Raw genomic sequence first — 21,248 nt, 5'->3', positions numbered from 1 at the left:
CAGCGTGCTAAAACGCAGGGTCGATCTCGCTCAGCTTGACCGGCCGACCTTCCGCAAGCGACTTCTTTGCGGCATAGCCGATCACCACCGCTGCCTTACCGTCGAACCCGGTGACCAGCGGAACCTTCTTCTGGGTGACCGCAGCGATGAACTCCTCCTCCTCAGCGATATAAGAATCGGCGTAACGGTCGAGGAAGAAGTGGTAGAGAGGGGATGAGTGGTCGCCGGCGGTATCGCTCAGTACCGTGGTATCCGGCTTAGGATTCGAAACAACGACCATCCCTTTCTCCCCGAACACCTCCACCCGTTGGTCGTAGCCGTAGACGGCTTTCCTCGAGTTGTCGATAACCCCGATCGCCCCGCTCTTGAATCTCAGGGTAACGGCAGCGGTGTCGACATCGCCTGCCTCTCCGATCTTCGGATCGACGAGGACGGCGCCGGTTGCATACACCTCCTCTATCTCGTCGCCCATCAGGTAACGGGCCATGTCGAAGTCGTGGATCATCATGTCGAGGAAAATCCCGCCCGATACCTTAACGTACTCGATCGGCGGAGGAGCAGGATCGCGGCTTGTAATGCGAAGAATATGAGGTTTCCCAATCTTTCCCTCTCCTATTGATGCCCGGGCGCGACGGAAGTTCAGATCAAACCGGCGTTGGAAACCGACCTGCAGGATAACTCCCGCCTTTTCGACCGTTTCTAGCGCATGATCGATAGCAGGAATATCGAGCGCGATCGGCTTTTCGCAGAAGATGTGTTTGCCTGCTTGTGCCGCCTGCTCGATTAGTGGCGCGTGAGTATCCGTACTCGAACATATGAAGACCGCGTCGATTGCGGGGTTTTTGATGACCTCCATCGGATCAGCAGTCGCTTGGGGTATCCCAATCTCATCCGCGCACCGTGCCGCTGCATCTGGAAATACGTCAGCCACTGCCGCCACTTCGGCTCCCTTCACCCTGTAAGTGAGGTTCTCCGCGTGTAGTCGCCCGATTCGGCCTGCACCGATGATCCCGATTTGAATTCCTTTCATCTAACAGCCTCCGGTAATTAATAGTTCTATTTATCCTCTTCCACCGCCTCGATGCCGAGGAGGGTAGCCAGGTCCAAGAAGTCCTTCCGAAAATCCCCGTAGAACGTGATTCGATGCCAACCGAACGTCTGGAAGTCCCAGTTTTTGAGGATGCGATCGACTGAAGCGTGTGCGGCAAGCTTCGTCCGACACGCCCTTTCTTCCTCCACGTTTCCCACGCTTTCCGCGGAGTGGATCGCCAGTTTTCCGGCGAGGGCGTTCAATTTGACGGTGGTCAAGGGATATCCTGAGGGGAGAAAAACCTGAACCGATGCTCCCTTCCCATCCTCAGCATGGGTGCGGATCTTGTACGGAACACAGGGACCACCCTTCCCTAACGGGCAGTTGTGGGACACGCAGTGGGCGTAGATGATCTGCGAACTTGCGGTGTCGATCACCGGATCGGATATGAACCCGGGGCGTCCTGTCAATCGCTGCCCGATGAGTTGGGTGATAGCGGCCTCTAGGTCTGCTTCGCACACCCCGAGGCTCCCTTCGTCGTTCAGTTGAAAGAACCCAAGACAGGGATAAGCGGGAAGTGTGCCGGTATAAAAGAGAGCGAGACAGTCAATGGTTATCCCATCCGCCTTTTCTTCGGTCAGAAGCTCGGACATAGCGAGGTAGAGCCGGGCCGCGTTCGTAATCTCCGTTCGGTCCGTTTCCCCAATGCCGTGAGAACTTTTCACCCAGCTGGCCGCGATCTCTTCTGCACGATTCGGATCAGCAATGCGGTAGCGATCCAGGAGTTCCTGCGGAGAGACGGCAGCTACCTCGATTCCCAGGCGTTCCCTCGCTGCAGTGAGATAGTCCTCGTAGGATCTTCGCCAGAAGTGGGACTGATCGTCCGCCTGGTTCGATTCCTGAACCACCAGAACCTTCGCTCCCTTAAAGGAGCGGATCACCTCGATCAGCCTCACGGCCCTGATGAGATCATCTACACGCGAGGATGATACAGGGATGACGGGCGAGTTCGCCCTCTTTGCCGTATCCCACCCCTCGAGGAAGAGGAGATCACCGCCGTAGAGGTCATTTGCGAGGATGGTGGGGCGGCCAGAAGTTACAAACGGCTCCATCGAGAAGGAGTGATGGTACGAGACGAGTGGCCAAATCAGTATTCCATCCAGATCTTCTTGAACGATGGCTGCGTGAGCCGCTTCTGCCTTCTCCGATGTATCAATAACAAACTCCCGGAATTCGATCTCTGGCAAGGCGGCCTTCACCGGCCGGAGAAGGCCCTCTGCCCGGGCGGCACAGTCAAAACGAGCGTACGGCCAACCGGCCGCGTTCTCTGGCTTTCCCAGGAAGATCGCCGCGATCTTCGTTTTCACGTGAATACCCCCCTTCAGCTACCTATACTTCTGGTTTCCCCGTCATGCTTCCGGCGGCCACGATCTCCGTCAGCTCCTCGGCGGTCACTTCCGCTTTCGTCACTTCGCCGATCTTTTTCCCTTTGTCCAAGATTACAAACCGGTCAGCGACGGGATAGACGTGGTAAACGTTGTGGGTGATAAAGATGATTGCGGCTCCAGCGGCCTTGGCGTTTTTTACCTCTTCGATGACGGTGCGCTGTTCGCGCACGGATAAAGCAGTCATCGGCTCATCGAGAATGAGGATCCGCGCGCCAAAGTACATCGCCCTCCCGATCGAGATCGCTTGCCTTTCCCCGCCAGAGAGGATTGACACGTATTCGTTCGGATCCCGCACCCGCACCCCCACTTGAGTGACCACCTTGCGACATTCCTCATCCATCTTGCGCTTATCGAGGAACGAAAAAGGTCCGATCTTCTTCACCGGTTCCCGTCCGAGGAAGAAGTTGCGGGAGATGGTCATGATGTCCACTAACGAGAGCTTCTGATGCACGGTCTCTATCCCCAGTTCCCTCGCTTCCTTAGGCGAGGAAAGCCGGACTGGCTTTCCTTCAAAGTAGATCTCGCCCTCGGTCGGCGGAAATATGCCGGCGAGGATCTTGATTAGCGTGGACTTACCCGCCCCGTTATCCCCCAAGAGCCCGAGGACTTCTCCTTCGTTAACATCTAAGCTGACCCGGTCCAGGGCCTGAACCGCCCCGAATCTCTTGCTGATATTCACCATCTTCACTATAGGTTGTTCTGGCATGTCCCCTCCCTACATTTCGATCCGATGCAGTTTGAGATTGATGGTCGCCGCAATGACCAGGATCGCTCCGACAAACGCTTGGTACCAATAGGCCGGGGCTCCAGACATGATAAGCCCGGTCCGCATCATCCCCATAATGAGTGCACCGAAGAATGCGCCGATAATCGTTCCGTACCCGCCGGTGAGAAACGTCCCACCGATAACAGCGGCAGCTATCGCTTCCAGCTCCATCCCGACTCCAAACGCCGCGTTTGCGATCTTAAACCGAGTGAGGACGATACAGCCAGACAAGGCGGCCAACACAGCCGAAATCATGAAGTTCTGGATCTTTACGCGATCAACGTGGACCCCCATTGCTCTTGCCACTTCCCGGTCTCCTCCAGTGGCGTATACCCAGTTCCCGTACCTGGTGCGCGTGAGGATGAGGGAGAATACGACTGTTATCACGATAAACCATAAGTGCGACGGACGGAATCCCTGCCCTACGATGTTAGTAAACATAGCGGGGACGATCCGATCACCGTGGTAACTTACAGACGCGCCCCCGGTTACGGCAAGAAGGATCCCCCGGATGAACATCTGCATACCCAGGGTGGTTATAAACGAGGGAAGGCGGACCCGAACAGTTATGAGCCCGTTTATGAACCCGATGGCGACGGCGATCGCCAATGTGACAAACAGAGCGAGTAGGGAGTTAATCTGGTTAGCGAGGGTAACAAAAAGAAAACCGGAAAGTGCGTATACACTGCTCACTGATAGATCGAACTCGCCGGTGATCATCACGAACGCGATGCCGATGGTTACGATCCCTAATTCAGAGACGATCGTAAAGATGCCAGTTAAGTTTTTGACGCTTAAGAAGCTGGAATTCAAAGAAGAAAATATGACGAACAGAACAAGAAAAGCTCCGATAACACCCACAGCCGGGTTTCGCCGCAAGCGAGTTGTGATTCGTGCCGCTAACGATCCTTGATCCCTATCACGTGCGTTCTCTTCATTTGCCATTTTCACTCCTTAAGGAATCGAGCGGTACTCCTGCTTTACGCAGGAGTACCGCTCATACACTAGCGTCTCAGCCTCGAGCGTTGCTCACCTGATTAACGGTATTGTTCCTCGACCAACTCCATCAGCTGCGGTATGTCTTCAGCTGTGATGACGGCCGGACCAGTAGAGACCGGAGCAGGGGGTGGAGTGAACCCGAACTTCACGTGGAGATAAGCGAACAACACACCCAAATACCCCTGGAGATACTGCTGCTGGTCCATGGTGAACATCACCTTTCCCTCTTTAATGTAATCGAGGATTTTCGGTGATATATCCATCTGGGCGATCTTGATATCCTTCCCAACGGTGAGTCCCTCCGCTTCCAGGCGTGGGATAACGGTCTCAGTTCGCTGAGTGTTTCCGCAGAAGATCGCATCCGTGTCGGGATGCGCTTTGACATAGGCGGCTACGATCTCCGCTCCCTTGATCGGGTCCTCGGTGATGTTAACTTGTTCTGCTGTCACGCCATGGGCCTTCATTGTGTCAACGTAGCCGGCTCCTCGCTCCTCGATGTTGCGCGCTCCCGGATGGTGGTTCAGGTAGATGGCGCGCTTCGGAGTGAACCGCTTCAGGGTCTCGGTGGCCGCCGTGACCCCGATGAAGTAAGAGTCCTCACCGACGTAGGTAAGGACCGGAATCCGCTGATCAACAGGTCGAAGGTCCGGGGCGTTGATCGCCACCACCGGGAGCCCTCCAGCAATCGCGGGGCGGAGAACCTCGTCCATCGCCTCGGGCGCGGTGAGGGTGCAGACAAGCGCATCGGGCTTACTTGCTATCGCTGCATTGATATCCGCCATGAACTCTTCCAGATTGAACGCGGCCGGGCCCGTATATATGACCTTTAGATCAGGGTAAAGTGCTCCTGCGTCCTTGGCTCCTTTTTCACATACCTTCCAGAACGGATCGGCGATACCGCCGTGAACCACAACATAGATAGTATAAGTCTTCTCCGCAGCAAATGCTGCTACGCCCGCGACCAACATCCCTGCTAGTACCAACACCGCCACCAACTTGCCTAGGTTGATTCTCATATAACCCTCCTTTTTGTTTTGGTACGGAACGTCTCTGTGGTTTCGAAGCTTGGTCTATTCTTAGCCTATCACCTCCTTTCGAAAACGTTTGCGGATCAGCATCACTAGTATAGAAATTTTCCAAAACCGAGTCAAGCCCTCGAAGTGCCTCATTGAAAAAGTTACCGAAGCCAGGGTGAATTCCTCAAGATTTGGGTTACCTAATCGGGAAGGAAGAAAAAGGTAACCCGTACCTGGGGGGTACTAACCCGGCTAGCGACACCGTCACATGGGTATAGGAAGACAACATTGCACACAGGGTGTGACAGGACGAAAGCCGCGATTTTCCGTGGAGTCGGGGCTTGTCCCCGACGTTATCCGTCACAGAGTTCATGTAATCCGGACAAACCCTGAACCGATTCGCCGGCGGCGAATCTCCGTTCCTTCCCGTAGCTCGCTGTGGGGTATCCAGTGAAGATCTTTTATATGACTTCTAGCCTCTGAGCCCAGGCTAAACTTGGCTAATTCTCCCCCTTCTTCCGGAAGAGGGATTCTGGATCGAGACGGGTGATCCCCTCAATCAAGTCAAAATGAGAATCCGTTGAAATTATCTCCTTTACCCCTCTATTCATCATCACCGCCGCGTGAATGGCGTCTCGAGGAGTAACACCCTTCGGCCTATATCTTCGAAAGAGTTCGGTAGCAAGCCGCATATCTTCTACATCAACGGGATGAATCACGGGCACAAGCTCCAAGAGAGCATTAGCCATTGTCACACCGGTGTCCAAATGGCCGATCGCTCCATAGCGATAGAGAACCTCTTGAATAGCTTCCGTATCGGTGACAACCTTAAGCCGCCCTTCCACTATCTCGCGCATCACCCAGACGCAGGCGTCCTTGTATCGATGTGGCTTGCCACCAGCATACATAGGGATATTCACGTCCAGAAAGAGATCACTCACGTCCAGCTCCCTCGGCGATCTCTTTTTCCATCTGTTCCCAGTCGCTCACCGGGGCATCAAGGGAGAGAAGCTCCTCAAACGCGCGCTCACGCTTTCGCTGGAGCTCCTGCGCAAGCGGCCCGGTCTCAATGGCTTTACGGACAAGAGCGCTTACCGTCTCTCCTGCCTGCTTGGCGGCCTGTAACAGAAGCTCATATTGTTCTATGGCGAGGACTGTTTGCACCCGCTTCGTGCGGGGATGCCCTTTCTTCTCCTTTGACTTAGTGCGGACCGCTATCTTCATCACCCCTAAGCACTACCAGCTTTTTCATCAAGCAATAATATTACTCGACAATGCTGGATATTCCAATAGTCAGTAGGGAAGGTAGGACGACATTGGTGGGGGATGATGCCGGTTTTCCTTACCGATGGTAAGAGCAAAGCGCATGGACTTAGTGCGCGCAAGGCGCTGAGAGGCCCTCAGGCCAGATCTCGGACGCCACTCGAGGGAGTGTGCGAAAAATACGGGCATTCATGGTGCCAAGACCTCAGCCCAGGTTCTGTAACGCCATTTAAAAGGCGGCTGCAATTGTAGAAGATGGGTTAGAAAATACACCTTGGTATTCCCGTAACCTGCTGCTTCAGCAAGGGGGATGAAGTATCCGCGCGATCGTTTCCCTGAGCCGCGGATAGTGAGTGCCGCGCCAGTAGAGCTTGCCGCAGTCCTGACAGATGAAGTACTCATCCAACCAAGTCGCGGTCTTGGGCGGGATGCGGTCAAGAACGTATCCCTTCTCCACCGAAGTGAGGAGGCCGTTGCATCTGGGACAACGGGTGAACAGCCGCACCTGTGTGCGAAGGTCGAACCGGTTCACCACCTCTCGCGCCTGTTCAACCGAGTCGGTCGACCTGACCCAGTACCCGTGCGTAACCTGACCCCGCTTCAGCAGATCCCGATCGCGGGTGAGGATGATCCTATGGTCCGACAGAGCCGCCTCTACAAGGGCGGCATCCTTCCCTCTGCCGAACTGCACTGTATCGAACCCGAGGAGACGAAGGAGTCGAACGAGCTTCCCTAAATGGACATCCGCGATAAACCGGGGATCGCGCAGCGGCCGGTCTTGCAGGCGGACGAGCGGGGTGATGTCAAGTGACTCGAAGACCGGGTAGACTGCGATCCGATCCCCTGGTTGCAACCGGTAGTCAAATCCGACAGAGCGACCGTTTGCCAGGATGAGGTCGACCTCGACATGCGGGATCCCGAGAGCCTCGATCGCGTCCTTCACCGCCGGGGAGCCGTAGAAGCGATAGATGATCGCGCGCCGCCGGAGCCCAGGGGGGAGAAAATCATTCAGCTCCGCGTAAAACCGGAAGATCGCCGCATGCACGGCGCTCCCCTCACAGTGCTCCCAGGGCGTTCAGATCGATGTTGTCGATGACAAGCCGGGTGAGGAGCGCGACCTTGTCCGTATCCTCCGGGGTGAGGAGCGGTTCGATCCGATCGACCTGCATCGCCGTCGTGTAGGTGTCGTGCGGGACGAGGAGGATCGGAACTCCCTGCTCGGTGGCGCGGGTGATCACGTTCGCCGGCGGAACGATGTTGTTCGTCAGCAGGATGCAGGAGGTCCCGCCCGCGTCGAGGGCAGCGAGGATCATGTCGCTCCGATCGCCCGGGGTGATGATCAGCTTGTCCGGCTTGTTGAACAACGGGTTCGCCAGTACCGATCCGACTGACATCGCGCCGACGAGGACGTTGCGAATCGTACGGTTAAGGCCGCCTTCACCAGCGATCACCCGCGCGAACAGCTTATCCGCCACCGTGCTGACCGACAGGGTCGTAAGCTCCGGCTCGTAGGGAACGATCCCGAACACCGGGATCCCGAGCTGTTCGATTTCTTCAAGATGAGTCTCCTTGAAGTCATCCGGCTTCTTCACCTTGTTGATGATCACCCCGCCGACGTGCGCCTCCTCGGCGCTGATAAACCGCTTGAGGAACGCGAGGTCGTCGGCGATCTCGTCCTCCTCCCCCCCGGCGACGATCACGACCTTCAGTCCGGTCGCCTTGGAGATGGTGAGCGGGTCGAGGTAGACCGATGCCCCGAACGCAAGTCCTTTTCCGCATTCGATGTACAGGGCGTCCTTGTCCTTCCCGACCATCTCGATCAGCTCGTTCAGCTTGGCGGTGATCGAGTCCTGGTCGTACATATAGCGGAGCTTGGAGTGATCAAACCCGATCGATACCGCCTCCGGCTCCTCGTCCAGACCGAACAGTTTAACAAGAAGTGCGGCGTCGTAGTCCCACAGCCTCTTCTTCCGGTAGAGGAACCGATCCCCGAGCGGCTTCAAGTAGCCGAATTTCTTCCCCGTCGCGCGGGCGATCCCAACGAGCAGGCTCGTCTTCCCCGCGTCCTTCCGCGTCGATGCGATGATGTATGAGTTCATGTCACTCACCCCCTGGGCTTCCCTTCAGCAGAATTCTCACGTCGACCGCTTTTACCCCTTCCCCGTGGTCGTAGACGACGAGTGGGTTGATCTCGATGTCGGTTATATCCCTCATCCGGTGCACGAGCGCGCCGAGCCTGACCGCAACGTCGGCGATCGCGTCGATGTCCTTCCGCTTCTCCCCCCGCACCCCGAGGAGGAGAGGGTAGGAGCGGATCTCCCCGATCATCGAATGAGCTGTCCGTTTTCCTAAAGGAGCGGCACGGAATGAGACGTCCTTCATCACCTCGACGTAGATCCCGCCGAGGCCGAACATCACGACCGGGCCGAACGAGGGATCCTGGCGCGCGCCGATGATCGTCTCCACTCCGGGCCTCACCATCTCCGCCACCTCCACCCCCTGAATCACCGCCTTCGGGTTGTAGGCGCGGCAGCTTCGCATGATCGCCTGGTAGGCGTCGATCACCTCGTCTTGGTTTTCGAGGTCGAGGGCGACCCCGCCGGCGTCGCTCTTGTGGATGATGTCCTTGGAGACGACCTTCATCACCACCGGATAGCCGATCCGCTCGGCCGCCGCGACCGCGGCATCGAGGTCGGGCGCGACGATCGCCTGCGGGGTCGGGATCCCGAGAGCCGCTGCGACCTGCTCCGCTTCATGGGCGAGGAGGAACGTCCTTCCGGCGGCGCGGGCGGCAGCGAGGGCCCCCTCGATCGTGGAATAGTCGATCTTGACCTCCTCGATCGTCTCCTCCGGGCTCCGGGCGTACTCCCAGGAGCGGTAGAGGGCCCCAAGGCAGGATACGGCCTCGTACACGTCGGGGAAGACCGGGATCCCGCTCTTTCGCAGCTTCGTGATCGCCCGCTCGATCCGCTCCCCGCCGAACAGGGAGAAGACGATCGGCTTCTCCTTCCGGTAGCGCGCGTACGTTTCGGAGAGGAGCTGCGAGAACGCCTCGGTGTCGAACAGGGCGGTCTCGCAGTAGAGGGATATCGCCGAACCGATCTGATCGTTCTTCAATGCAAGGTCCATCGCCTTCTCGTAATCCTCTGCTGTCGCCTGACCGGTCAGATCGACCGGGTTCTTGGTCGAGCCGAACTCGGGCATCACCGATGAGAACGCCTTCTTCAGCGCCTCTTGATCGTCGTACAGGGAGACCCCGTACTTCTCACATGCGTCGGTGGCAAGGACGCCGATCCCGCCTCCGTTGGTGATGATCACCGCGTCCTTGCGCTTCGGTAGAGGAGAGTCGGCGAGGAACCTCGCCCAGTCGAATGCCTCCTGTACGCTCTCTGCCCGCAGGACCCCGACCTGCCGCATGACAGCGTCGAAGACCTCGTCCGCCCCGGCGAGCGATCCGGTGTGCGATGCGGCCGCCGCCGCCCCGCGCTTCGATCGGCCGGACTTGATCACGATCACATGCTTGGCCCGCGTGATCCGCCGGAGGATCGAGAGGAGCCGCTCTCCGCCCTTCACCCCCTCGATGTAGAGGAGGATGACTGTCGTGTTCTCATCGTCGGCGAGGTACTCGAGGAGGTCGGACTCGTCGATGTCCGACTTATTCCCGACCGAGACGAGGGTGGAGAGGCCGAGCGACTCGGCCGCGGTCTTCCCGATCATCGCGATTCCGAGCGCCCCGCTCTGGGTGATGATCGCCACGTGGCCGGGGAGGATCCCACCCGGCCCGAACGTGGCGTCGAGCGACGCCTTCGCTGAGTAGATCCCGAAGATGTTCGGCCCGAGGATCCGCATTCCATACTTGCGCGCTGTCTCGACCAGGGCCCGCTCCTCGGCCCGTTTTCCGACCTCGGAGAACCCGGAGGTGATGATCACGAGGTGCTTCACCCCGTTCTCACCGCACTCCTTCACCGCATCGAGGACGAACTTGGCCGGGATCGCGATCACCGCCAAGTCGACCTCTCCTTCGACCTCGGAGAGATCGCGGTAGATCCTGTGTCCGAGGACCTCCCCGCCTTTGGGGTTGATCGGGTAGATCCCGCCCGGGTAGCCGGAGTTAACGATGTTCTCGACGATCCGGTACCCGATCTTTTCCGGATTCTCCGACGCACCGATCACCGCGACCCCGCGCGGCTCGAATAGGTACTTGATATCGGTTTTTTCGTTCATCTTCTCACCTAAAACAGCATCCTAAGCTCGTACACACCCGCCTCGCGCCGCTTCTCGATCTTGAATCCGGCCTTCTCGAACAGGTGCAGCATCGGTTGATTTCCGACCAGGACCTCAGCGGTGAACCCAAGAAGCCCCTGGCGCTTGGCAAGGTAGGTCAGATAGTTGAGGAGCTCCGTCCCTACGCCCTTGTTCTGATAGTCATCGCGCACCACGAGCGCCACCTCAGCGGTGTGGGTCGTCTCGTCGATCCCGTACTGTCCGACCCCGATCACCTTCTCCTGACCGGGTTCGCCGATCACGGCGAGAATCACCATCTCGCGCGTGTAGTCGATCACGACGAACTCCTGCAGCCGTTCGTGCGGCATATCGGTCCGGGTGGAGATGAACCGTTTGTAGATCGACTGGTCGGAGAGGGAGTAGAAGAAGTCCTTTAAGAGCGGCTCGTCGCTCAGCTTCACCGGCCGGAGGGTGATCTCGAGCCCGGCCTTCGTCGTCCGGTAGGTCTCAAGCTCCTCCGGATACTGGCCCCGCTCGCCCGGGACGTACGCCTGATCCTTGTAGATCAGGTTCAGCTTCTTCGCCTCGCGCAGAAGCCACGGCCGGAACTTGGGATGGGCGATCCCGATCAGCTCCATCGCCCGCTCGCGCACGTTCTTTCCGTGGAGGTAGGCGATCCCGTACTCGGTGACGACATAGTGGACGTCCCCGCGGGTGAGGGTCACCCCGGTCCCCTCGGCGAGGAGGGGGACGATCCGGGAGACCTCGCCCCCCTTCGCCGTCGATTCAAGGACGAGGATCGATTTTCCTTTTGGAGCGAGGACCGCCCCGCGCATGAAGTCGGCCTGTCCGCCGATCCCGGAGTAGAAGATCCTCCCGATCGACTCGGCCGTCGCCTGGCCGGTGAGGTCGATGGAAAGAGCGGTGTTGATCGCGGTCATCCGCTTCTGCTGGGCGATGATCTTCGGGTCGTTCGTGTATTGGACCGGCCGGAACTCGACCGCCGGGTTATCGGCGAGATATTCGTAGGTCTCGCGGTGTCCCATGGAGAACGAGGCGACCGTCTTGTTTCGATCGAGAGACTTGCGGGAGTTGTCGATCACCCCGCGCTTCATCAGCTCGACGATCCCGTCGCTCAGAAGCTCTGTGTGCACCCCGAGATGCTCCTTCTCGCTCAGGTTGGCGAGGACGGCATTCGGGATCCTCCCGTAGCCGACCTGGATCGTCGAGCCGTCCTCCACCAGCCGGGCAACGTACTTTCCGATCCGATGGGCAATCTCGTCCGGGACCTCGGATTCGTACTCGAGGAGCGGCTCGTCGTGCGGAATGATGCAGTCGACATCGTCTATGTGGACGAAGCTGTCCCCGTGCACCCGCGGCATGTGTGAATTCACCTGGCAGATGACGCACCCAGCGGTGTCGACCGCGGCCCGACCGATGTCGACGCTGATCCCAAGGCTCATGTAGCCGTAGCGGTCGGGAGGCGAGACCTGGACAAGGGCGACGTCGATCGGGACAACGCGGCGATAGAACAGATCCGGGACCTGGGAGAGGAAGATCGCGGTGTAGTCGGCGAGCCCCTGATTCACCTCATCGCGCGTATTTCCGGAGATGAAGAACGCGTTGTGGCGGAAGTTCCGCTTGAACTCCTCTTGCATGTACGGGGCGACCCCGAGGGTCCAGACGTGGAGGACCTCAGCGTCGAAGAACGCCTTCGGGTGCTTTCTTACGTAGCGGACCATCTCCTCGACCAGAAACTGCGGCTTTCCGCACCCGGTCCCGACGAAGATCCGGTCCCCCCGATGGATGTGGGAGAACGCCTGCTCCGGGGTGACGAACTTCTCCGGAAAACGCTCCTTCCACTCCTGTATATGTACCGCTGTCTCCTCAGTCAACCTTGTTCTCTCCCCGTGCGCCAAACTTCAATGCCGATTAACGTGCTCTCCAATTCTCCATCAAACGTTACAGGAAAACAACCGCGCGGATCCCCTCCTCCGGCAAGGCCGCCTGGAATGCCGCAACTTGATGTGCGAACATCTGGGCATGGAAGCGCAGGATATGCTGGAGTTGGCGAAGAGGATCGTACGAGCAGGTCCGATCTGCGATGAGTGCCTCGGCCGCGCGTTCGCGCGCCGCGGCCACGGGCTGACGAACCGCGCCCGCGGGCAGGCTCTGCGCACCGTGCTCGCCATGCTCGGAACCGAGGGGAAGCCCGGTACTTGTTGGGTGTGCGGCGGGCTGTTCGACCGAGTCGAGGACTGGGCGAAGAGGGCCGCTTCCGCCGCCTCCGAATATGAGTTTTCTACGTATCTGTTCGGGGTGAAGCTGACGCCGCGGCTCGCCGAGATGGAGCGCTTCTTTCAGGACCGGTTTCCGAGCGATGCCTACGAGCCGCTGAAGCATTCGTTCAACCGGGCGGTGGGAAAGGAGTTCGAGCGGATCGCCGGCCGGGGGACGGTGGATTTTCATCACCCCGATATCTCGTTCACCGTCGATCTTGCAACCGATTCCCTCCGAATGCATGTGGCATCGCTCTACGTCTACGGGCGCTATCGCAAGCTGGTGCGGGGGATTCCTCAGACCCACTGGCCGTGTCGCAAGTGCGGCGGAAAGGGATGTCCGGCGTGCAACTACACGGGGAAGCAGTACCCCGAGTCAGTCGAGGAGCTCATCGCCGGGCCGTTCATCGCCGCGGCGGAGGCGAAGGGGGCGCACCTGCACGGCGCGGGGCGCGAGGACATCGACGCGCGCATGCTCGGGACCGGCCGGCCGTTCGTCCTCGAGCTGATCTCCCCCAAGCGGCGGGGCCTGGACATACCGGCCCTGACCGAGCAGGTGAACCAGACCGCGGCCGGGAAGGTCGAGATCTTTGGAACCAGGGTCACCGACAAGGCCACGGTTGCGCTCCTCAAGGAGACGCACGCGGAGAAGACCTACCGCGCTGTGGTCGCATTCGCAGGCGAGGTGACCGAAGAGCAGCTGCAGGAAGCCCTTGCTGGGATGATCGGCCCGATCGCCCAGCGCACCCCGACCCGCGTCTCCCACCGCCGTGCCAACCTGGTGCGACAGCGACGGCTCATCTCCGCCACTGCCCGCCTCCTCTCCCCGACCGAGGCCGAGATCACCCTGCGCACCGAGGGCGGGCTGTACGTGAAGGAGCTCATCTCCGGCGATGACGGGCGCACGCACCCGAACCTTTCGGAAGTGATCGGCGTTCCCGCTCGCGTCTCCGCGCTCGATGTCCTCTCCGTCGATTCGCCCGCGTTCCCGGATTCCCTTGAAGGTTGAGGTAGAAGTTTCGTAAAGTCTACCGCGGTGAACGAGATGGCAGAGACGGTGGAAGAGACGAACGAGACGCAGGGCACGACCGACACGGTCGATATCCTCAAGATCTACTTCCGGGAGATCGCGCGGTTCCCGCTCCTCTCCCCGGAGGAGGAGCAGGCGACCGCCCGGGCGATGGCCGCCGGCACCCCGGGTGCCCGGGAGCGGCTGATCACCTCCAACCTGCGCCTGGTGGTGAAGATCGCCCAGGAGTACGTCGAGGCCGGTCTTCCCCTCATCGACCTGATCCAGGAGGGGAACGTCGGGCTGATCGAGGCGGTCGACCGGTTCGACGTGGAGAAGGGATATCGCCTCTCCACCTACGCCTCGTGGTGGATCCGCCGTGCCATCTTGGCAGCGATCACTGATTACTCGCGGATGATCCGCATCCCGGACTACTTGTTCCGCGCAGTACGCCGGCTCGAGCAGATGCGGGCGCTGGCCCGTGACGGCCACTTCGAAGAGGGGGAGATCACCGAGGCGCTCGGAATCTCGGCCGATCGCCTGCGCCAGATCGAATCGCAGGTGAACGAGATCCTGTCGCTCGACCAGGCGGCGGGAGCGGCCGAAGGAGACGAGACATTGGAGGACCTGATCGCCGACGAGACCGCGCTCTCCCCGGAGCGGGAGGCACTACGGCTCCTGTTCCGCGACGAGCTGGAGGAGGTCCTGTCCCACATCCCGGCACGGGAGGCGTTCGCCATCCGGCTGCGCTACGGGATCGAGGACGGATACCCCTATTCCCTCGCCGAGGTGGGGCGGATCATGAACATCAGCCGCGAGCGGGTGCGCCAGCTCGTCAATCAAGGGTTGAACAGGATCACCGAGAACTGGGGGCACCGGGCGCTCGACTTCTACCGCGGCCTACTGAACGAGTGACCGGGCCCGCAGCTGGCCGCACCCGGCCTGAATCTCTATCCCCCTTCCGAGCCTGACCGTGGTCGGAACCCCCGCATTTCGCAGGATCTCCGCGAACTTCTCCACCCGATCGCGCGGGCTCGGACGGAGCGGGATGCCAGGGACCGGGTTGAGCGGGATCAGGTTCACGTGGGCGATCAGCCCGGACAGCAGTCGCACCACGGCCTCGGCGTGGTCGGGTGCGTCGTTCACCCCGTCGATCAGCGCGATCTCGAACGTCACCCGCCGGTTCGTCCGCGCCACGTAGGCACGGCAGGCGCGCATGATCTCCTTGACCGGGTAGCGGCGGTTCATCGGGACGAGCCGGTTCCGCAACTCGTCTGTAGCCGCATGAAGCGAGATCGCCAGGTTCACCTGCAGTCCTTCGTCGGTGAACCGCTCGATCCCGGGGACGATCCCCACGGTGGAGACGGTGAACCGCCGCGCCCCGAGCGAGAACCCCTCGGAGTCGTTCAGGATCCGGATCGAGCGCATGACCGCATCGTAGTTCAGAAACGGCTCTCCCATCCCCATGTACACGATGTTCGTGAGCCGCTCACCCCGGGCGTCGAGCTCGCGCGCGAAGTGAAGCGCCTGGGCTGCGATCTCGCCCGCGGTGAGATCACGCACGAATCCCGCCTTCCCGGTGGCGCAGAACGCGCAGCCGACCGCACACCCCACCTGGGTCGACAGACAGACCGTGCGCCGTCGGGCGTACAGCATCAGCACCGCCTCGACCGTCTCCCCGTCGTGCAGGCGGAACAGGACCTTGCGCGTCTGGCCGTCGGCGCTCTCCTGAACGTCAATTGGAGCAAGAACGGGTAACGGAAGGGCTTCTTTCAGCAGCGCCCGCAGGCGCTTCGGCAGAGTGGTGATCGCCGCGTAGGACGGCGCGAGCTCGCGGTAGATCCCGTGCCAGATCTGATCAGCACGGAACCGCGGCTCGCCGTGGGTGCGAAGGAACTCGATCAGTTCCTCCCGCGTAAGATCGAGGATCGTGCGCTCACTCATATTCAGACAGAAGTTCCAGGAACTCGTCTTCGTTCAGCATCCGCACCCCGAGGGCGCGGGCGCGATCGGCCTTGGAGCCCGGGTTTTCTCCCACCACCACGTAGTCGGTGTTCCGCGACACCGACGAGGATACCGTCGCTCCGAGCCGCTTCACCCGCTCGCCTGCCTCGGCGCGGGTCATCGTGGAAAGCGTTCCGGTGAACACGAACCTCTTCCCGGCAAGGGCGTCCGATCTCGCTTTTTCGCCTGCAGTGATCCGCACTCCGGCCCGCCGCAGCTCCTCGATCAGCCGCCTGTTCTCCGGGTTTCCGAAGAAATCGACGATCGCCTTCGCCGTCGCCGGGCCGATGTCCGGAACCTCGAGGAGTTCTTCTTCTGATGCCTCCATAAGGCGGTCCAGACTCCCGAAGCGCTCGGCGAGGATCTCGGCGGTGCGCTCCCCTACCTCGGGGATCCCCAGGGCGAACAGGAACTTGGGCAGCGTGATCGATTTGCTCCGCTCGATCGCGGCGATGAGGTTCTCCGCTGATTTATCCCCCATCCGCTCGAGCCCGGCGAGGGTCTCCTTATCCAAGTGGAAGATGTCGCTCACCTTGCGCACGATCCCCTTGTCGACCAATTGATCCACGAGCTTGGTCCCGATCCCGTCGATGTCGAACCCGCCCTTGGACACGAAGTGGAGGATCGACTCCTTGATCCGTGCTGGGCAGGAGATGTTCGGACAGCGGTGCGCTACCTCGCCCGGGACACGCACGACCTTGCTCCCGCAGACCGGGCAGCGATCGGGCATCCGGAACTCGCGCTCGGTCCCGGTGCGCCGCTCGGGAAGCGGACGGACGACCTCGGGGATCACATCCCCGGCCCGCTGCACGATTACGGTGTCGCCAATGCGCACGTCCTTGCGCTTGACCTCGTCCTCGTTGTGCAGGGTGGCGCGGGAGATCTCCACCCCACGCACCCGCACCGGCTCGAGGATCGCTACCGGGGTGAGGACGCCGGTGCGTCCGACCTGGACGATGATGTCCTTCACCTTGGTTATCCCCTGCTCGGCCGGGAACTTGCCAGCGATTGCCCACCGCGGGCTCCGGGCGAGCTCCCCCAGGACCGGGCGGGAGGCGAAGTCGTTCACCTTCACCACTATCCCGTCGGCCTCGTACGGGAGCTCCTCCCGCATCTCCCGCATCCGCTCGTAGAACTCGATCGCTTCCTCGATGCCGTGGCACACCTGGTAGAGCGGATTCGTCCTGATCCCGAGCTTGGGCAGGGTCTGCAGAAGCTCCTCCTGGGTGCGGATCTCGATCCCTTCGACCCGCCCGATGTCGTAGCAGAAGATCTTCAGCGGCCGGGACGCGGTGACCTTGGGGTCGAGCTGGCGCAGCGAGCCGGCAGCGAGGTTGCGCGGATTGGCGAACAGCGGGAGCCCCTGTTCCTCCCGGGCACGGTTGAGGCGGACGAAGTCGGCCTTGTCGATGTACACCTCGCCTCGCACCTCGAGGAGCGGCGGAACGCGGCCGTCGAGCGGACGAAGGCGAAGCGGGACGCTCCGAATCGTGCGCAGATTGGCGGTAACGTCCTCACCGGTCACTCCGTCCCCTCGGGTCGAACCCTGCACGAACAGACCGTCACGGTAGACGAGCTCCACCGACAGGCCGTCGAGCTTCGGCTCGGCGACGTAGGTGACGGTGTCGACCCCGAGGATCTTGCGCACCCGCTGGTCGAACTCGCGCAGCTCATCGGCACTGAACGCGTTCGCCAGGCTGCGCATCGGGACCGCGTGCGTCACGGTGGCAAACCCCTCCGCCGGCGGTGCGCCGACCCGCTGGGTGGGCGAGTCAGGGGTGATGAGCTCGGGGTGCTGTGCCTCGAGCTCCTGCAGCCGGCGGAACAGAGCATCGTACTCGGCGTCGGTTATCTCCGGCCGGTCGAGCACGTAGTACAGATAATTGTGGTAGCGGATCTTCTCCCGCAGCTCCTCGATCTCGGCACGTACGTCCTTGGTCATACTGAAAAGAGTGGCCCCAAGCGCCGGGTTTGTCAACCCTGAAAGCGCTTGGGACCGCCTCTGCTAGGGAAGCACTTCGATCGGGACGAGGACTACTTTGCCCTCGCCGTACACGATCCAGAAGTTGTACTCACCAGGCGGGAGGTTCGAGGTGTCGATCCCGAGCCAGTAGATATCATGCGAGTAGCGGCCGGAGAACGAGTAAGGGATGACCCCTCCGCCTCCACCCGCCGCCTCCGTAACACCGGGGCGGGTCACCCGAATCCACGGCCAGCCCGTCTTTCGCGCCTCTTTGGGAAGATCGATCCCAACCTCCAGGCGCGCACCTGGGCGGGTCTTGACCGGCGTCACCGCGGACTCAACCGCCAGTTCATTGAGCACTGCCGAGTTGATGAATTCTGCTGTGGCCACGAGGGGCTTCCCTTGCGCGTCATGCCCGGACGTGATTATCCCCATGTTGGTGGTCCAGTTGTCTGGGCTATCCGGCTTGAGTGGGTCGATCCGCTCCATGGAGGCGTGGATGGTCGCGTCACCGGCCGGCCAGCCGGTATTCGGCTTGGGAAAAGCGTTCGCTGTGTCCACAATTTCCCCCTGGGCGTTCACGAGCTCGATTACATCGCCGTCATCGTCCAGTTCAAGCGGGTACGGAGGTGCAGTGTCGTAGACTAAGCTGGCAGAACGGTCACTCACCGTCTTGTCGCTTCGCCGCTCGAGGAGGAAGAACCCTTCCGCGTCTTCCTTTCTCTCACTGACCACCAACCATGAGATGTTATCATCCGGCCGCTTGATCAGCTTGACGAGCGGCATCGATTCCGCTGCCAGCTCGCACGCCGAGGTCGAGGACGGAGGAATGATCCCTGAGAGTTCGAGCGTCTTCCACCGGTAATCCTCCGGCGTCACCGGATTCTTCTTCCGCCAGCGCAGGGTCCAGCCGGTCAGGTCGACGGGGACCGTGCCCAGGTTGCGCAGTTCGATCCACTCGTCCTCCGGACTGGCCGCCGTACCGGCCCATGCGACCTCATTGATGATCACCTTACCTTCGCACTCCTGGGTTGCGCCACCTCCTCCTCCGGCCACCTCAGCCACGGTGACATCGACGCTGCTAGCATTGTTCGTCGTGTCTGGATCGGGCTGGTCGCCGGTCGCCGAAGCGGTATTGGTGATGGTCGACCCACCGGTGCCCGCATTCACCGTAGCGGTGATCGTCAGAGTGGCGTTTGCACCGGCAGCGAGCGCTCCGACCGTCCAGATACCGGTCGCGGGATCATACGCACCTGCCCCGGTGTCCGAGAAGTAAGTAAGCCCTACCGGCAGGAGGTCGGTCACCGTCACGCCGCTCGCATCATCCGGACCGTTGTTGGTCACCGTGATGGTGAAGTTCACCGTATCCCCTTCGTTGGGGGCGGTGTTGTCCGCGGTTTTAACAACGGCAAGATCGGCACCGGCGCTGACGACGGTTACGCTTACCGTCGCAATGTTGGATGTCAAGCCCTCGTTGTCGTCCACAGTGTAGGTAAAGGTGTCCACACCGCTGAAGCCGGGATCCGGGTGATAGGTGATCGTACCGTCGGCGTTGACGATCACCGAACCATCGCTCGGCGGTGTGTTGATGGACACCGTCGTCGGGTCAAGCGTGCCATCCGGATCGGCATCGTTGGCCAATACCGCTATGGTAACCGCGGTGTCGGAGCTGGTTGTTGCAGTATCGTCCTGTGCAACCGGAGGATCGTTTACGCAGTTCACCGTGATCGTCACAGCGGCTCTGTCGCTCCCTCCGTTCCCGTCGGAGATCGCGTACGTGAATGAGTCCTGACCACAGTAATCGGGATCAGGTGTGTAAGTAATCGTTCCATCCAGATTCACTACAGTTGCGCCATGCGTTGGAACGGAAGTGTCAGTCACGGTAATAGTGTCCCCGTCCGGATCGGAATCGTTCTCGAGTACGGGGATTGTCACTGGAGTATCCTCATCAGTAACCGTGTTATCATCTACGGCCACCGGCGGATTGTTTGCCTCGTCGTCCAGGATCGTCCCCACCCCTTGAGAATCACCGATGGTGGCGTTGGTCGCCCCAGACAGGTTCACGTAGAACTCCTCCGTCGGTTCGCTTACCGCATCGTCCACGATCGGTACACTCACTGTAGTCGTGAGGCTCCCCGCCGGAATCGTCGCCGTGCCGCTGGCCGCCGTGTAGTCCCCCGGCTGCAGGGCCGTCCCGTCCGCCGTTGCGTAGTCCACCGTCACGTCGCTCGCGCTCGGGTTCGTCAGGCTGATGGTGAACACCGCATTGGCATCCACTCCCTCAGTCACCGTCACATCGTCGATCGTTATCTGCGGCGCACCATCGTCATCGAGAATCGTCCCCACTCCCTGCAGATCGGCAATCGTCGCCCCACTCGGGTTGGAAAGATCCACGTTGAACGTCTCGTTCGGCTCATCGATCAGGTCCTCGATCGTGTCCACCGTCACCGTCTGCGACGTGGACCCGGCCGGGAAGGTCACCGTCCCCGACCCAGCCGTGTAGTCTGCCCCCGCCACCGCCGTACCATCAGAGGTGGCGTAGTCCACCGTGATCGGCGTCGCACTCGGGTTCGACAGCGTCAGTGTGAACGTCGCGCTGTCCCCTTCCGTCACGGTTACGTCGTCAATCGCGATCGAGGGGGTCCCATCGTCGTCCAGGATCGTCCCCACCCCTTGAGAATCACCGATGGTGGCGTTGGTCGCCCCAGACAGGTTCACGTAGAACTCCTCCGTCGGTTCGCTTACCGCATCGTCCACGATCGGTACACTCACTGTAGTCGTGAGGCTCCCCGCCGGAATCGTCGCCGTGCCGCTGGCCGCCGTGTAGTCCCCCGGCTGCAGGGCCGTCCCGTCCGCCGTTGCGTAGTCCACCGTCACGTCGCTCGCGCTCGGGTTCGTCAGGCTGATGGTGAACACCGCATTGGCATCCACTCCCTCAGTCACCGTCACATCGTCGATCGTTATCTGCGGCGCACCATCGTCATCGAGAATCGTCCCCACTCCCTGCAGATCGGCAATCGTCGCCCCACTCGGGTTGGAAAGATCCACGTTGAACGTCTCGTTCGGCTCATCGATCAGGTCCTCGATCGTGTCCACCGTCACCGTCTGCGACGTGGACCCGGCCGGGAAGGTCACCGTCCCCGACCCAGCCGTGTAGTCTGCCCCCGCCACCGCCGTACCATCAGAGGTGGCGTAGTCCACCGTGACCGCCGACGCGCTCGGGTTGGACAGGCTCACCGTGAACGTC

The 21,248-nt window shown here is 60.7% G+C and carries 16 protein-coding genes; 2 read left to right on the top strand and 14 right to left on the bottom strand.

Annotation, left to right across the window (positions count from 1 at the left end; all coding sequences use genetic code 11):
* Positions 1-7: 7 nt before the first annotated feature.
* From iolG to J7J55_05680, 11 genes are all read right to left on the bottom strand, one after another.
* Positions 8-1,030 (bottom strand): inositol 2-dehydrogenase, encoded by a 1,023-nt coding sequence (gene iolG, locus J7J55_05730; protein MCD6142199.1) that lies wholly within the window; start codon positions 1,028-1,030, stop codon positions 8-10.
* 26 nt (positions 1,031-1,056) lie between these two features.
* The gene (locus tag J7J55_05725) at positions 1,057-2,397 is read right to left on the bottom strand and encodes a hypothetical protein (GenBank protein MCD6142198.1); all 1,341 of its coding nucleotides are present in this window, start codon (positions 2,395-2,397) and stop codon (positions 1,057-1,059) included.
* A gap of 22 nt (positions 2,398-2,419) precedes the next feature.
* Positions 2,420-3,184: a sugar ABC transporter ATP-binding protein gene (locus J7J55_05720; protein ID MCD6142197.1), complete on the bottom strand. Its 765-nt coding sequence runs from the start codon at positions 3,182-3,184 to the stop codon at positions 2,420-2,422.
* Positions 3,185-3,193: 9 nt separating this feature from the next.
* Positions 3,194-4,189, bottom strand: a complete 996-nt coding sequence (locus J7J55_05715; protein ID MCD6142196.1) for an ABC transporter permease — start codon at positions 4,187-4,189, stop codon at positions 3,194-3,196.
* 92 nt (positions 4,190-4,281) lie between these two features.
* Positions 4,282-5,259 carry a sugar ABC transporter substrate-binding protein gene (locus tag J7J55_05710; GenBank protein MCD6142195.1) on the bottom strand — a complete coding sequence of 326 codons (978 nt, stop codon included), beginning with the start codon at positions 5,257-5,259 and terminating at the stop codon, positions 4,282-4,284.
* 500 nt (positions 5,260-5,759) lie between these two features.
* On the bottom strand, positions 5,760-6,200 hold the full coding sequence (locus tag J7J55_05705; GenBank protein MCD6142194.1) for a type II toxin-antitoxin system VapC family toxin: 441 nt from the start codon (positions 6,198-6,200) through the stop codon (positions 5,760-5,762).
* On the bottom strand, positions 6,193-6,483 hold the full coding sequence (locus J7J55_05700) for a hypothetical protein (protein MCD6142193.1): 291 nt from the start codon (positions 6,481-6,483) through the stop codon (positions 6,193-6,195). The genes J7J55_05705 and J7J55_05700 overlap by 8 nt, the downstream gene beginning before the upstream one ends.
* Before the next feature lie 337 nt (positions 6,484-6,820).
* Positions 6,821-7,567, bottom strand: a complete 747-nt coding sequence (locus tag J7J55_05695; protein ID MCD6142192.1) for a Mut7-C ubiquitin/RNAse domain-containing protein — start codon at positions 7,565-7,567, stop codon at positions 6,821-6,823.
* Positions 7,568-7,577: 10 nt separating this feature from the next.
* The gene (locus J7J55_05690; GenBank protein ID MCD6142191.1) at positions 7,578-8,621 is read right to left on the bottom strand and encodes an AAA family ATPase; all 1,044 of its coding nucleotides are present in this window, start codon (positions 8,619-8,621) and stop codon (positions 7,578-7,580) included.
* Between the two features lies 1 nt (position 8,622).
* On the bottom strand, positions 8,623-10,746 hold the full coding sequence (locus J7J55_05685; protein MCD6142190.1) for an acetate--CoA ligase family protein: 2,124 nt from the start codon (positions 10,744-10,746) through the stop codon (positions 8,623-8,625).
* Positions 10,747-10,754: 8 nt separating this feature from the next.
* Positions 10,755-12,641 (bottom strand): GNAT family N-acetyltransferase, encoded by a 1,887-nt coding sequence (locus tag J7J55_05680; protein ID MCD6142189.1) that lies wholly within the window; start codon positions 12,639-12,641, stop codon positions 10,755-10,757.
* Positions 12,642-12,771: 130 nt separating this feature from the next.
* Between J7J55_05680 and J7J55_05675 the strand changes: the two genes are divergently transcribed.
* Together J7J55_05675 and J7J55_05670 are read left to right on the top strand one after the other, a co-directional pair.
* Positions 12,772-14,034 carry a tRNA pseudouridine(54/55) synthase Pus10 gene (locus tag J7J55_05675; GenBank protein MCD6142188.1) on the top strand — a complete coding sequence of 421 codons (1,263 nt, stop codon included), beginning with the start codon at positions 12,772-12,774 and terminating at the stop codon, positions 14,032-14,034.
* 36 nt (positions 14,035-14,070) lie between these two features.
* On the top strand, positions 14,071-14,949 hold the full coding sequence (locus J7J55_05670; protein ID MCD6142187.1) for a sigma-70 family RNA polymerase sigma factor: 879 nt from the start codon (positions 14,071-14,073) through the stop codon (positions 14,947-14,949).
* Here J7J55_05670 and rlmN read toward each other — a convergent pair.
* The 3 genes from rlmN to J7J55_05655 all read right to left on the bottom strand — a co-directional run.
* A complete protein-coding gene (gene rlmN / locus J7J55_05665) occupies positions 14,935-15,978 on the bottom strand; it encodes a 23S rRNA (adenine(2503)-C(2))-methyltransferase RlmN (protein MCD6142186.1) in 1,044 nt (347 codons plus the stop codon). The genes J7J55_05670 and rlmN overlap by 15 nt on opposite strands.
* Complete coding sequence (gene ligA / locus J7J55_05660; GenBank protein MCD6142185.1) at positions 15,971-17,980, bottom strand: NAD-dependent DNA ligase LigA; 2,010 nt, start codon at positions 17,978-17,980, stop codon at positions 15,971-15,973. The genes rlmN and ligA overlap by 8 nt, the downstream gene beginning before the upstream one ends.
* Before the next feature lie 63 nt (positions 17,981-18,043).
* Positions 18,044-21,248, bottom strand: a 3,205-nt coding sequence (locus J7J55_05655) for a tandem-95 repeat protein (GenBank protein MCD6142184.1), incomplete at its 5' end; no start/stop codon positions are given.

It is taken from the genome of Candidatus Bipolaricaulota bacterium, from assembly GCA_021159055.1.
In the GTDB taxonomy this organism is placed as follows: Bacteria; Bipolaricaulota; Bipolaricaulia; order UBA7950; family UBA9294; genus S016-54.
Note: the sequence above shows the minus strand (reverse complement) of the source record. Positions and strands in the feature narration are given on the sequence as shown.

Excerpts from the sequence above, each read along its gene's own strand:
- iolG (MCD6142199.1), bottom strand. The coding sequence starts at position 1,030 with ATGAAAGGAATTCAAATCGGGATCATCGGTGCAGGCCGAATCGGGCGA.
- J7J55_05720 (MCD6142197.1), bottom strand. The coding sequence starts at position 3,184 with ATGCCAGAACAACCTATAGTGAAGATGGTGAATATCAGCAAGAGATTC.
- J7J55_05715 (MCD6142196.1), bottom strand. The coding sequence starts at position 4,189 with ATGGCAAATGAAGAGAACGCACGTGATAGGGATCAAGGATCGTTAGCG.
- J7J55_05710 (MCD6142195.1), bottom strand. The coding sequence starts at position 5,259 with ATGAGAATCAACCTAGGCAAGTTGGTGGCGGTGTTGGTACTAGCAGGG.
- J7J55_05700 (MCD6142193.1), bottom strand. The coding sequence starts at position 6,483 with ATGAAGATAGCGGTCCGCACTAAGTCAAAGGAGAAGAAAGGGCATCCC.
- J7J55_05690 (MCD6142191.1), bottom strand. The coding sequence starts at position 8,621 with ATGAACTCATACATCATCGCATCGACGCGGAAGGACGCGGGGAAGACG.
- J7J55_05685 (MCD6142190.1), bottom strand. The coding sequence starts at position 10,746 with ATGAACGAAAAAACCGATATCAAGTACCTATTCGAGCCGCGCGGGGTC.
- J7J55_05675 (MCD6142188.1), top strand. The coding sequence starts at position 12,772 with ATGTGCGAACATCTGGGCATGGAAGCGCAGGATATGCTGGAGTTGGCG.
- J7J55_05670 (MCD6142187.1), top strand. The coding sequence starts at position 14,071 with ATGGCAGAGACGGTGGAAGAGACGAACGAGACGCAGGGCACGACCGAC.
- rlmN (MCD6142186.1), bottom strand. The coding sequence starts at position 15,978 with ATGAGTGAGCGCACGATCCTCGATCTTACGCGGGAGGAACTGATCGAG.
- ligA (MCD6142185.1), bottom strand. The coding sequence starts at position 17,980 with ATGACCAAGGACGTACGTGCCGAGATCGAGGAGCTGCGGGAGAAGATC.